The sequence below is a fragment of the Bacteroides sedimenti genome (assembly GCF_040365225.1).
GTDB classification, from domain to species: Bacteria; Bacteroidota; Bacteroidia; order Bacteroidales; family Bacteroidaceae; genus Bacteroides; species Bacteroides sedimenti.
The window spans coordinates 2,060,808-2,075,048 of record NZ_AP028055.1; the positions used below are offsets into that span (position 1 = coordinate 2,060,808).

Here is a 14,241-nt window from a genome sequence, read left to right on the forward strand (position 1 = left end):
CAGAACTATGAAATTAAAATTTATTATTTTATTGAGTCTGCTTATGTCTGCAGCGTCTATATTTGCCCAGCAAAAGCTACGCATAAGTGGAGTAGTATTTGAAAAAGCTACAAACTTACCTGTTATTGGAGCAAGTGTAAAAGTTCAGGGCACATCAAATGGAACTGTTAGTGATACTAATGGTGAATATTCCTTGAATAATGTTCCAGCCAACGCAACGTTGATTATTACTTACATTGGAATGAATTCCGTAGAAGAAAAAGTAAACGGAAGAACTAAAATTGATGTTTATTTAACTGAAGGCGCACAGCAATTAAATGAAGTTGTTGTAATAGGTTATGGTACTGCAAAAGCAAAAGACCTTACAGCTCCCATTGCCGTTGTAAAAGCTGAGGATATAATTAAACATGCCTCAACATCTCCGATGAGTGCATTACAAGGTGCAGTGGCCGGGGTTCAAATAATCAATTCAGGGTCACCCGGTGCAGGTCCTGAAGTACATATCCGAGGCATTGGTTCATTTGGTATTGTGAAGAGTGACGGAACTACTGAACCGGTAAAACCATTATACGTTGTAGATGGAATGTTCTATGACAACATTAATTTCTTAAATAATTCAGATATCCAGGATATCTCTATTTTAAAAGATGCTTCGGCTGCAGCAATTTATGGCGTACGTGCTGCAAATGGCGTTGTCATTGTAACAACTAGAAAAGGTAGCTTAAATACTAAACCGGTTATTACATATGATGGCTATTATGGTTATCAAAAAGCTACGAATAAGGTTAAAATGGCTAATTCGGAAGAATATGCAACCATGCAGTTAGAAAAAGGTGGAATAACAGATAAGGCTGTGTTGGATAATTCAGTTAGACTTTATGGAGGAAATGCTGCCACATCAATGCCAAGTACAAGCACGGATTGGTACAAAGAAATTTTAAGAACAGCAATGATTCAGAATCATAGTCTGGACATTTCTGGAGGGAATGACAAAACAGCTTATTCTATCGGATTGAATTACCTGAAACAAGAAGGTATTATGGATGTAAAAAATCAGTACGAGCGTTTCAATATTCGTACGAAAGCTGATTATAATCCATACAGCTGGATGAAATTAGGAGCTAATATCGTATTAAGTGATGCAACAAAATTTGATCCAAATAACTCAGCTTGGGCTAGTGCTTATGTAGCCCCTCCTATTTTCCCCGTTTATGATGACAATAATACTGCTGCTTTTCCTGTAAAGTTTGCATCTCCTAGCCAGATTGGACTTTCAACCTATTTTGGCAATCCTGTAGCGATGGCTTACTATAATGATCAGAAAAGCCAGACCATACAGATACTTCCTAGCTTCTATGCTGAGTTCTATTTACTCCCTAAAAACAAACTGAAATTAAGAACAGCATATAGTCAGGATATCTCTTTTGCACTAGGACGTAATTATACTCCATCATATTATGTCAGCGGTAGTCAACATAATACAACTTCGTTGCTAAAAAAGTACACAAATTACTATAGAAACTGGATTCTGGATAATACGTTAACTTATCAGGATTCTTTTGGAAAACATAACTTGACAGCATTAGTTGGTCAGTCTATGCGTAGTGATAATTACCGAAATCTTTGGGGGCAAGCTTCTGATGTACCTGGTGGACATGAAGAATATTATTATTTAAGTCAGGGTGATGCAGATGGAGCTACAACAGGAGATGCTGGAACAACTTACAAGGGACTTTCGTATTTTGGACGTGTTGCATATAACTATGCTGATAAGTATTTCCTTACTGCAACGATGCGTGCTGACGGTAGCTCTAAATATCAGCAAAAATGGGGATATTTCCCATCTGTTGGCGTAGCATGGACAATGTCTGAAGAGAATTTTATGAAAAATCAGCATGTGTTCGATTATCTAAAACTGAGAGCAAGCTGGGGTATGTTAGGAAATGATAAAGTTCAACCAAGTGATGGATTTGCATCCGTAACTCAAAATCTGGGAACATCCGGAGTATTTGGAACAGGTGTAATTCCAGGATATACAAATCTGGTGTATTTCAGCTGGTTGAAATGGGAAGTTGTGCATGAATTGAATTTAGGTATGAATGGTACTTTATTAAAAAATCGTTTAACTATTGATGCCGATTACTATCACAGACTCACCAAGAAAGCAGTAATTAATGCTCCGCTACCTATGGGCGCAGGAAATTTACTAGGTAATAATGGTGAAATACTGAATTCAGGATTTGAGTTATCTCTTAATTGGCAGGATAAAATTGGTAAAGATTTCACTTATTATATAGGTGCAAATATAACGACTCTGCACAACGAAGTAAAGAGTTTGAATGGACTTCCTTATCTGTATGGTGGAACAGCAGAGTTCCGTACTATATCTAAAGTCGGAGAGCAGATGAATGCTTACTATGGTCATAAAGTAATTGGTGTTTATCAGAATGCTCAGGAAATAGCTAATGATCCTATTGCTGTTGCTAATGGATTGAAACCTGGCGACTTTAAATATCAAGACATCAATGGTGATAAGAAGATTGATGATAATGATCGTGTTATTTTAGGATCATACATCCCTTCATTCACATATGGTGTGAATCTTGGCCTTAGTTACAAAAAGTTTGATTTTTCAGTTGCGATATCTGGTGTAAGCGGTAATGAAATCGTAAATAGGAAAAGAGGCAACAGAAGATGGCAGAGTGATATCAATTATGACCAAGATATGGTAAAGAATCGTTGGACTGGCGAAGGGTCAACAAATAAATATCCTTCGGCCGCAGGTACTATTAATCCATGGAATATTTCAAAATTCAATTCATTCTATGTAGAAGATGGTTCGTATTTCCGTATTCAGAATGTCCAGGCTGCTTATACATTCAGCAAATTAATGATCAACAGTTTTGAGATGCCTACCATTCGTTTGAGCTTAACAGCCGAAAGACCTTTTACATCATTTAAATCAAACGGATTTACTCCGGAAGTAGGAGGCATTGGTTTTGATGATCAGGTTTATCCGTTGGCTGCAACTTATACAGTTGGATTAAGAATCACTTATTAACCTTTAAAAAATACACAGAAATGAAATATAATTTCAGAAAACAGATTTGGCTGCTTTTGTTAGCATCTGCAACATTGGTAAGCTGCAATGATTTTATTGATAGACTTCCTGAAAATAGTGTTGAAGCAAGCACTGTTGATTATACAAATCTTACCGATATGTACAAACCTGTCTCGGGAGTTTACGCTGTTGCAAACTTGAAATTGTCTTTTTGGGGAGAATTAGGATTAATGGTGGTGCGTGGTGATGATGCAAACAAAGGATCAAACCCTAACGACCAGATTGAGTTCCAGTATTGCAAAGAATTCAAGTATGATAAAATACAGAGCTATTGGGCTTTAAATTCAAGCTGGGAAGGACTATATAACATAGTTTCAACAGCAAATGCCGCTTTAAACTCACTCGATAAATATGGAGAGAATGCAAAAACTGATGCAGATAAAAATAAATTAGCTAAATATAGCGCTGAGATTCGTTTCTTACGTGGCTATGCATTTTATCGCATTACCCAACTATGGGGTGCAGCTCCACTTTTAATTGATAATCAGCAATTGAATTTAACTAAATCATCGAAGGAAGATGTACATAAGTTTATTCAGTCAGAGATGGACTTTTGTGTTTCTAATCTGCCGGATGAACGTCCAAATCAGAATGTGAATCCAGGAGCTGTTACAAAATATTCGGCTCTGATGTTGAAAGCAAAGCTAGCACTACTGGATGGAGATTATAATCTTGTGCTTTCTACCACAGACCAGATCATAAATTCAAATAAGTTTAATCTTTACAGTGATTTTTATCAGTTGTTTAAAATACCTGGAAAACTATCGAATGAATCATTATTTGAACTGCAATTTACTGATTTCGGAACTGCAAGTGGTCAATCGGTGACATCGGATGCATGGTTTGCTTTTCAGGGACCTCGTAGTGGTACAGGCTTTATTCAGGGATGGGGTTTTATGACACCTTCTCAAAGCATTCGTGATTTTCTTACTGCCAGAAATGATAGCGTTCGCGCAAAAACAACATTTATGTATACCAATGCATATACACCTTCGGGCGATTGGATTAATCCCGGACAACCAGGTGAGCCAGACTGTTATAATGGTAAGGCATATACGCCTTCTAGCCAGATGACACCGGGTAGAACCGACTATGGCATGAATAATAACATCCGTGTATTCAGATATGCAGATGTTTTATTGATGAATGCTGAAGCAAAGGTAAGATTGGGGCAAAATGGAGATTCTCCTTTGAACTTAGTTCGGCAAAGGGCAAAATTGTCTTCTTTGACAAATGCAACAGTTGATCAAATCCTTGATGAACGTAGAGCAGAATTTGCAATGGAATGGGGTGATCGTTTCTATGATTTGCTAAGAACAGGGAAATTACCTGCAGGAGCAGAATATTATCCAATCCCTCAAAATCAGATTGATTTGAATCCTAATCTGAAATAGAGAATTATAATTATACGACGAGGATTGATAATTTGCCTCGTCGTATGTTTTTCTACTAATTTATTAATATAAGACTCGTGAATATAAAAAAACTTCAGGTTGTCATCCTACTGTTATTCTTAAGTGAGCAACTCTTTTGCAGCTGTGCCAGCTCAGTGAGTGATCCGAATACTACTTTAAAGGGCAATCGTCAGTCATCATTCCAATCGGATAGTGTTTTTTTAGATTACATTCAAAAAGCTCATATCAATTACTTATGGAAAGGTGCTGAACCTATCTCGGGGATGGCTCCAGAGCGAATTCATCTTGATGGTGTATATCCTTTAAATGATCAAAATGTAGTAACAACAGGAGGGAGTGGTTTTGGCATAGCTGGTTTGCTAGTAGGAATTGATCGTGGATTTATTCCTCGTCATGCAGGTGTATTGCATCTTACCAAAATAGTCGATTTCCTTGCAAAAGCAGATCGCTTTCATGGCATGTGGCCTCACTGGATATATGGCAATACAGGAAAAGTTAAACCATTTGGTCAGAAAGATGATGGAGGAGATCTAGTTGAGAGTTCTTTTTTAATGGAAGGACTGCTTTGCGTAAGACAATATTTTAGAAATGGAAATACTGAAGAGAAACAGCTTGCCGAGAAAATTGATGTTATTTGGAGGCAAATGGAGTATAATTGGTACTTACATGATCAAAATGTTCTTTATTGGCATTGGTCTCCCAATTATGGCTGGGAAATGAATTTCCCTTTACAAGGATACAATGAATGTCTGATAGCTTACATTCTTGGAGCCTCATCTCCAACATATCCCATTCCAGCTTCAGCTTATCATGAAGGATGGGCCAGGAACGGAGGTATCGTAAGTAATGCTGCACCGTATGGAATACCGCTCGAAGTGAAACACAATGGAGCCGAACAGTATGGCGGCCCTCTTTTTTGGGCACATTATTCCTATATTGGTTTAAACCCGAAGGGTTTGAAAGATCAATATACTGATTACTGGAATGTTACTCGTAACCATGCTCTGACTAATTATATGTATTGTGTGGCTAACCCCAAATCATTTAAGGGATACTCAGATTCCTGCTGGGGACTAACTGCTAGTTATTCAGTTACAGGTTATGAAGCACATATGCCTATGAATAATGATAAAGGAGTAATTACACCTACAGCTGCACTTTCGAGTTTTCCATATACGCCGGAAGAGTCAATGCGTGCGCTGAAATATTTTTATTTCCAGTTAGGTGATAAATTATGGGGGCAATATGGCTTTTTTGATGCATTTAGTATTGGTGAAAACTGGTATCCAAAGCGCTATCTGGCCATTGATCAATGCACTATAGCACCAATGATTGAAAATTATAGAAGTGGTTTACTATGGAAACTCTTTATGAGTTGTCCGGAAGTGCAGGATGGACTAAAAAAATTAGGTTTTAATTATTGATATACTTAAGGTATGAAGAGAATATTTTTTGTAATAGCATGCTTATCTGTATTGTCTCTTTCAGCGGCAATTAAGCCGACTGAAGCAAGATGGAAAAGTTTTAGTGGTGATAAGCACATTGAATACAGAGTTGATTCGTTACTAAAGTTGATGACTCTGGATGAAAAGATTGGTCAGATGACTCAGTTCTCATGTAATTGGGGAATAACAGGTCCGGTTATGGCAGATGATTTTATGCCATATCTAAAACAGGGACTAGTTGGAAGTGTCTTTAATGCTTCTAAGGTTAATGGAGTGCGCCAGTTACAAAAAATGGCAATTGAATCATCAAGATTACATATCCCTATTTTATTTGGACTTGATGTAATTCATGGTTATAATACTATTTTCCCGATACCGCTGGCAGAAGCGTGTTCCTGGAACCTGAACCTAATGAAACAAACGGCTGCGATTGCTGCACAGGAAGCTGCTTCTGATGGTATCAACTGGACATTTGCCCCGATGGTTGATATTGCGCGTGATGCCCGTTGGGGACGTGTGATGGAAGGTGCAGGTGAAGATCCGTATTTAGGAAGTTTAATAGCTAAAGCTCGTGTAGAAGGATTTCAGGGAGGTAAAGACTGGCGCTCATTGCGCAATCTGAATACAGTACTAGCTTGCTGTAAGCATTTCGCAGCTTATGGGGCAGCAGAATCAGGTAAAGATTATAACTCAGCCGAGCTTTCAGAAAATACATTAAGAAACTTTTATTTACCCCCTTACGAAGCAGCACAAAAAGCAGGAGTAGCTACTTATATGGCCTCGTTTAATGAAATTGGAGGAGTACCAAGTACTGCCAGTCATTTTCTTATGACGGATATTTTGCGTAAAGAATGGGGATTTAAAGGCTTTGTTGTAACAGACTATACCGGAATTAATGAGCTGGTTGCTCATGGCGTTGCCAAAGACGAGAAACAAGCTGGTGAACTGGCAGTAAATGCTGGTATCGACATGGATATGACAGGCGCCGTATTTATTAAATATATGAAAAAATCGGTTGCTGAAGGTAAGGTATCAATAGCAACAATTGACAATGCGGTTCGCCACATTCTTGAAATGAAATTTATTCTTGGATTATTTGACGATCCTTTCCGTTACTTAGATGAACAACGTTCAAAAGATACACAGATGCGTCCTGCATTTATGGAAACAGCGCGCCAGACTTCAGCACAATCTATTGTATTATTGAAAAATGACAAAGATGTTTTTCCGATAGACAAAGAAAAAGCTCTTACCGTTGCATTAATAGGTCCCTTCGTAAAAGATAGAATTAACCTGAATGGTGAATGGGCTGGCCTTGGAGACCGCAACAAAAGTGTATCTCTTTTTGATGCCTTACTAGAGAAATATAAGGGCACAGCTATAAAATTTATCGATGCAGAAGGCTGTAACATAACAGATACTGATCAGAATAAAATTACTGCAGCTGTGGAGACCGCTTCTAAGGCAGATGTAGTACTTGCTGTTATGGGTGAAGACTATAATTGGTCGGGGGAAGCTGCTTCACGATCTAATATACAGTTACCGGAAGCTCAGATAGAAGTGTTGAAAGCTCTTAAAAAGACCGGTAAACCTATAGGATTGATCGTCATGAGCGGACGTCCTCTTGATCTTTCTTGGGAAGATCAAAATATGGATGCTATCATGGAAGCCTGGTTCCTTGGTACACAATCTGGCAATGGATTGGCTGATGTTATTTCTGGCGATTATAACCCTTCTGGCCGATTGGTAATGTCTTTTCCAAGAAGTGTTGGTCAGTTACCAATATACTATAATCATAAAAATACAGGACGTCCTCTTTCATCACAACACCCTGATGAAGATTACAAATCAAAATATATCGATTCACCAAATTCACCACTCTATCCTTTCGGTTTCGGATTGAGCTATACTACTTTTCATATTGACAATGTAAAATTGAATAAACCAGTAATAACCATGAATGATAAACTTGTTGTTACAGCTGATGTACAAAATACAGGTAAAAGGGATGGTGAGAGTGTTGTTCAGCTTTATGTTCGCGATTTAGTAGGAAGCGTAACTCGCCCGGTTAAAGAACTTAAAGGATTTGTCAAAGTAGCATTAAAAGCCGGAGAAAAAAAGCAAGTTAGCTTCACAATTACTACAGATGATTTGGCCTTCTATGGATTAGATATGAAAAAGAAAGCTGAACCAGGTGATTTCAAACTGTGGATTGGACAAAGCTCGGCAGACGAATCAAACGAGGCATCATTTACTTTGAAATAAAAAAGAATGAAGAATATTTTAGTCAATTTATATCTCATTTTTGGTGCATGTGCAGGCATTATGTCTGTGCATGCTCAGGAAATGCAGATGAAAACATTCTGCAATCCTTTGAATATAGATTATACATACATGATTTATAATTCTGATCGGGACATCTCATATCGGTCGGGAGCAGATCCTGCTGTGGTTGAGTTCAGAGGAGAATATTATATGTTTGTTACCCGTTCCAACGGATATTGGCACTCATTTGATTTATTGAAATGGGATTTTATTACTCCGAAACGTTGGTATTTTCAAGGATGTAATGCCCCGGCTGCTCACAATTACAAAGACTCTGTGCTTTATGTAACTGGGGATCCTTCGGGTTCAATGAGTATACTCTATACTGATAATCCGAAAAAGGGGGATTGGAAAGCAACTCCTGCCATCTTGAATGACTTGCAGGACCCTGATTTATTTATAGATGATGACGGTAGTGCTTACATGTTTTGGGGGTCTTCTAATCTTTATCCTATCCGGGGTATGAAGTTGAATAAGAATAAACGATTTTTGCCTGTGGGTAAAGTAGATACTTTATTCAATAAAAACATGGAACTACATGGATGGGAACGTTTTGGTGAGAATAATTCTGATACAAAGATTGCGGGATATATCGAGGGACCATGGTTAACGAAACACAACAATAAATACTACATGCAATATGCTGCTCCGGGAACAGAATTTAATGTATATGCGGATGGTGTTTATGTAGCTGATTCCCCAATGGGTCCTTACAAATATGCACCTAATAATCCAATTTGTTTCAAACCGGGAGGATTTATGAATGGAGCCGGACACGGAAGCACGGTAAAAGGACCGGGTGGAAATTACTGGCATTTTGCTTCAATGTCTCTCTCATCGAATGTGAACTGGGAACGAAGACTCTGTATGTTTCCTCTGTTTTTTGATAAGGACGGACTTATGTATACAGATGCCGATTTTGGTGACTATCCTCATTATTCGCCTACAGAACCGGGTAAAGCCGGAAAGTTTACCGGATGGATGTTGCTATCTTACAATAAACGGGCATCAGCTTCTTCGCAAATAGAAACTCACGAAGCTGCAAAAGTAACTGACGAGAATGTAAAGTCTTTCTGGCTGGCAGAAAACAATGATGATAAACAGTGGCTGCAGATTGATCTGTTAAACCCAGGAAAAGTGTACGCACTTCAGATAAACTACTTTGATTATAAATCAAATCTTTATGGCCGAGTGCCGGGTATGCGTCACAGGTATATAATTGAAGGTTCTTTGGATGGTAAAACGTGGAATGTATTGGTAGATAAAAGCAAAAGTTTCAGAGATACTCCAAATGATTATGTAGAATTGACCACACCTTCGACGGTTCGTTATATCCGTTATCGCAACATAGAGGTACCGATGACTAATCTTGCCATATCCGATATTCGTGTTTTTGGCATAGGAGAAGGAAAAATACCCGATCCTGTTAAGAACTTGAAGGTAGAAAGATTGGCCGATCAGCGGGATGCAATTATACGATGGGATAAACAGAAAAATGTTCAGGGATATAATGTACGGTGGGGTATCGCACCCGATAAATTATACAACTCATGGTTGGTATATGATAAGAACGAATTGCAGTTAAAATGCTTAAACGTAGGTCAGAAATACTACTTTACAGTGCAAGCTTTTAATGAAAATGGTGTGTCCGAGTCAACAAAAGTGACTAAGGAATAAGAGCTTTATTGGGGCTCATTGGTAGCTTTCGATATATTAAAACGATATCTCTAATTATGAAAGAGATGCATATAACAAAGGGAGTAGCTTGTGGCTACTCCCTTTCTCACCGAAAACTAAAAGCTAATTTAATTTTCTATCTTTTAATAATTCGTACTACTGTATCACCTACGTTTGTAGTTACTTTTACGAAGTAATTACCCGATGGTAAACCTTTTACAGGCACACTAGATTGATTATCTCTTATAACCAGTCTACCTGTGATATCATAAATCAAGACTTGTTTTATGGAGTTTTCTGTATTAATATTTAAAACCTCTGTTACAGGGTTAGGGTAAATACTTAATTTAATGGAATTAGACAAGTCAATACCTGTTCCGGAGTTACTTACCATATACCAAAGAACTGGATATTGTCCAGCCAAAATACTCCATGGATTGTTTTCAGTTGTTCCAAATGAATATCCTATAGCTGAATAAGTAGATTTTGTTTGCAACTGCTCAACTGTCTGGGTAAGACCATCTTTTGTATCCAGGCCTGAATTGAGAACATGATTTGTACCTTCAAAAGTGACTTCTTCACTTGTTAGGTTATTTTGTAAAGTTCCTGGATTAAATGTCCCTACTATTGCGTTATAGTGCTCCTCCCCTGACCAGGCATTTGCACGGGTGATAGTAGATTTTAATAGCACAAGGCTAGAAAATAAATTTGTAGGAGTAGTTGATGTTCCATCATCACCAGAATAGCCAATAACACCACCTGCACGCATGTGAGAACTAACCGAGCCTCCTACAATACAACGCTGAATAACAGTTTTATCATAAGCCTGACCGATAAGACCTCCTAAAGCAGCAAAAGCCTCGCCGACATTTACATTAATATAACAATCCGAAATAGTACCACCATTAGCTGTAGTTAATCCAACCATACCTCCTATGAAGGTTAAACCTGTTGCCTTTGCTGTAATAGATGAATTAGTGATTGCACAGTTACTGATAGTACCTCCATCTAACTTACCAACCAAAATACCACTTTCGTGACCTGCAGTCAAAGTAGCATTGTCAATCCATAAATTCTTAATAGTTCCACCTGCGACAACACTGAAGAGTGCAATATTTTTATCCAATGAACCTGCAGGAATATTTATATTAGATATCTTTTTCCCATTACCATTAAATGTTCCGGTAAAGTTACCAGCTACAGGTGTCCAATCTGTACCAGCAAAATCAATATCATTCATTAATTTGAAATTACTGCCCATAAAACTTCTAACATTTTCTAATTCAGCCTTATTCGTTATCTGATAAGGATCAGCAGTACTCCCATCACCTGCTGCAAAATTTGATTTTACTATTGTGTACCAAAGATCTGGATAACCCGAGATACTATTCATACTCCAAGGTGTCTCTTCTGCAGAACCAAATTTGTAGTCGATTGCTTCATATGTTGATTGAAGTTTTAAATCCTCTACTGTTTTAGTTAGTCCATCTTTCGTATCCAAACCTGAGTTTACAATATGGTTTGTTCCAACAAAAGAGACTTCTTCACTAGCAAGATTATTACTCAACACACCTGGATTAAATGTTCCGACAATACAATTAAAGTGATCTTCTCCTGACCAAGTTACAGTTCTATTTATTGTCGTTTTTAACAACACTGAATTAGAAAAAGTATTGGCTGGCGTTAAAACACTGTCATCATCTCCGCTATATCCAATTAATCCACCACCACGTCCAGCTGCAGACACACTACCAGTATATATGCAACGTTGAATAACAGTTTTGTCTTTAGCCTGTCCAATTATACCACCACCACCAAAGAAAGCAGTCACACTTCCATCAGCAAAACAGTCTGTAACTGTACTTAATTCAGTATTGAATGTGCTGCCTATAATTGCACCAATAAAGTTACTACCTCCAATGGTTCCTGACACCCTACAATTCATTACGACTCCGTCATTTAGTTGTCCGATTAATCCTCCAGTATTGTCACTCCCGGTTATGTTTACAGAATGTAACCATACATTTTTTATAGTTCCATTTTCGACAACACTAAAAAAACCAGAATAAGCAGCTCCGTTAGATATTGTCATATTAGAAATCCTTTTTCCATTCCCGTTAAATGTACCACTAAAAGGAGTAGATTGAGTACCAATAGGTGTCCAATCAGCACCAGCTAAATCAATATCTGCTGTTACAATAAAATTACTGGACAAATAGTTTTGTACAGCCTCCAAACCTGCTCTGTTGTTAATTTGATAAGGATTTGAAACTGTTCCATCACCACCTAAAAATTGAGCAAAAGTAATTTGACAAGAAAACAGCGCTACTAAAAGCACAAATGTTTTCAAAAAGAGTTTGTTGTTTTTCATAATATTTACTCTTAACTTGTTATTATTAAGTTCATAAACCCTAAGATTAATATTTTTTTAGTTCTATTCCACCAATTTGTTTACTTACATTTTCAATGTCTTTAATTGATAGAGGAGTAAATGCCTTTACAATTGAGACATATTTGCTAACTCCAACATTTGAGACAATATCATCAGCAAATTTCTCACATGGTGAATTCATTCCATTAGTTGGATTCCACACATCATTATCAGATTGATCTCTTATAGTTATGTTAGAACCTGGCACACCTTTATTTATCAATGCATCTTTTATTTTATCTCTTCCATAATTCGAGTTTAAAAAGAATTTTAAGGATGTAAACTTCTGACCTACGGCGAGATAACTTAATGATATAGCACCTTTGGTATTTGTAAAGCAGTTATTTATTAAATCAGCCGTAGAAGTGAATTGCCAGTATAAAAATGGGACATAACCTGTATAGATTTCATATTGAGGATGAGAAACTAAATATTCATTGAAGGCAACTCCATTAATATATGGTGATTTAAGTAGTGCCTCATTGTTTTTAATATTTTTCACAACAAGATAACTTGACATGTTATAAAGCTTTCCCATATCATCAGAAACCAGAGAATATGCACTTGCTGAAGTTTGTGATTTTAAAGTATTTGAAATATTGGTTAGTTGATTATTTATAATACCACTTTCCCAATCAGAAATGTACAAAGGAGAAGAAAGCCTCAACTGCTTGAAGTCATAAATATTATTGGTTAAGGTTGCTATATCTGAGTCGGAACCATATCCAGGATAAAGAATATACACAGACCCAGCACCGTACTTTTCAGTCATTTTTGAAGAGAGAACTTTTTTGGCATAACTTTCCCCTATTCCATTCTCTCCCACTCCACAAACAATGACTTGTTCTACTTGATGATCTTTTATAAATTTAATGTATTCTTCCGGAAGGTCTAATAACTTTATCCACGCCACTCCTATGTTTGGCATTGAACCATCATATCCCATTGTTGCATAACAAGGTATCCCTTTTGATGTGGAGTACTCAACTAAGGATTGAACCTCAAACTCCGTATTGGCCGAGACTAAAAAATGGATAGGCAAAAATGCAGCCGACATAGACGTAGAAAGATAAGAAACCAGAGGAACTCCTGTGCCAATAACAACTGTTTTTATTTTCGTATCAACACCTATTGTATTATTATATAAATCCACTGTTTTTTTTATCGATCTCTGTAAAAAATCGGGCGTTGATAAAACCGGAAAAGGACCTTGTTCAGGAGAAGTGTACCATGAATGCGAAATACCTCCCGTAAATGATGCTAATGTTTTACCTACTGCATATTCAGCACTCATACCTCCTGTCAAAGCAAAAATATCAAGTCCTTTGTATTTCGAATTAGCAATATCGTAACTTAGTAGAGTACTATTATCAGTAATTACTCTAAAATATGAAGCATTTGTTGTTTTTTCAATATTTTTTTCAAAAACAGTTTTTACTGATACTCCATATACTTTCTTTGGGGCTGTGGCAGGTATTGTAAAAAAGTCTGCAATATTTAATGATTGTGCCTCCTTAGACTTTAGGTTAATGTTCTCTCCTATATGTTTTTCAAATACAATTGGGGCGTCTGCACTTGATAGGTCCTTTAAGACTAATGTCAAGTCCTGTATCCTTATAGGTAGATCTGAGTTATTTAATAGATTAAATGATATTGACACAGATTCACCTGGCTGATAAGCACCTTTACTTATTATTGTATTGTTTACTTCTACCATAGTAGAGAAATAACCTTGTTCTTCTATAGAAGCTTTTGCTGAGCAACTTGTCAGTAGTATGCCTACTAAGTTTAATAGGATAACTAATTTTATATTCTTCATAGCTTTCA

General features: G+C 37.1%; 7 protein-coding genes. 5 read left to right on the forward strand and 2 right to left on the reverse strand.

Annotated features, from left to right (window positions below):
* Positions 1-7: 7 nt before the first annotated feature.
* The 5 genes from ABWU87_RS08260 (at position 8) to ABWU87_RS08280 (ending at position 9,983) form a co-directional block, all read left to right on the forward strand.
* The gene (locus tag ABWU87_RS08260; protein ID WP_353329779.1) at positions 8-3,061 is read left to right on the forward strand and encodes a SusC/RagA family TonB-linked outer membrane protein; all 3,054 of its coding nucleotides are present in this window, start codon (positions 8-10) and stop codon (positions 3,059-3,061) included.
* 20 nt (positions 3,062-3,081) lie between these two features.
* On the forward strand, positions 3,082-4,515 hold the full coding sequence (locus tag ABWU87_RS08265; RefSeq protein ID WP_353329781.1) for a RagB/SusD family nutrient uptake outer membrane protein: 1,434 nt from the start codon (positions 3,082-3,084) through the stop codon (positions 4,513-4,515).
* A 62-nt stretch (positions 4,516-4,577) separates the two neighbouring features.
* Positions 4,578-5,960: a glucoamylase family protein gene (locus tag ABWU87_RS08270; RefSeq protein WP_434533920.1), complete on the forward strand. Its 1,383-nt coding sequence runs from the start codon at positions 4,578-4,580 to the stop codon at positions 5,958-5,960.
* A gap of 12 nt (positions 5,961-5,972) precedes the next feature.
* Positions 5,973-8,246, forward strand: coding sequence for a glycoside hydrolase family 3 N-terminal domain-containing protein (locus tag ABWU87_RS08275; RefSeq protein WP_353329783.1), 2,274 nt, complete (start codon positions 5,973-5,975; stop codon positions 8,244-8,246).
* A gap of 6 nt (positions 8,247-8,252) precedes the next feature.
* Positions 8,253-9,983, forward strand: coding sequence for a family 43 glycosylhydrolase (locus tag ABWU87_RS08280; RefSeq protein WP_434533876.1), 1,731 nt, complete (start codon positions 8,253-8,255; stop codon positions 9,981-9,983).
* Between the two features lie 136 nt (positions 9,984-10,119).
* Here the strand turns inward: ABWU87_RS08280 and ABWU87_RS08285 are convergent, their stop codons facing one another.
* Positions 10,120-12,354 (reverse strand): T9SS type A sorting domain-containing protein, encoded by a 2,235-nt coding sequence (locus tag ABWU87_RS08285; protein WP_353329785.1) that lies wholly within the window; start codon positions 12,352-12,354, stop codon positions 10,120-10,122.
* Between the two features lie 46 nt (positions 12,355-12,400).
* A complete protein-coding gene (locus ABWU87_RS08290; RefSeq protein ID WP_353329787.1) occupies positions 12,401-14,233 on the reverse strand; it encodes a hypothetical protein in 1,833 nt (610 codons plus the stop codon).
* Positions 14,234-14,241 lie beyond the last annotated feature (8 nt).

Coding starts and splice junctions, on each gene's coding strand:
- ABWU87_RS08260 (WP_353329779.1), top strand. CDS start 8: ATGAAATTAAAATTTATTATTTTATTGAGTCTGCTTATGTCTGCAGCG.
- ABWU87_RS08265 (WP_353329781.1), top strand. CDS start 3,082: ATGAAATATAATTTCAGAAAACAGATTTGGCTGCTTTTGTTAGCATCT.
- ABWU87_RS08275 (WP_353329783.1), top strand. CDS start 5,973: ATGAAGAGAATATTTTTTGTAATAGCATGCTTATCTGTATTGTCTCTT.
- ABWU87_RS08280 (WP_434533876.1), top strand. CDS start 8,253: ATGAAGAATATTTTAGTCAATTTATATCTCATTTTTGGTGCATGTGCA.
- ABWU87_RS08285 (WP_353329785.1), bottom strand. CDS start 12,354: ATGAAAAACAACAAACTCTTTTTGAAAACATTTGTGCTTTTAGTAGCG.
- ABWU87_RS08290 (WP_353329787.1), bottom strand. CDS start 14,233: ATGAAGAATATAAAATTAGTTATCCTATTAAACTTAGTAGGCATACTA.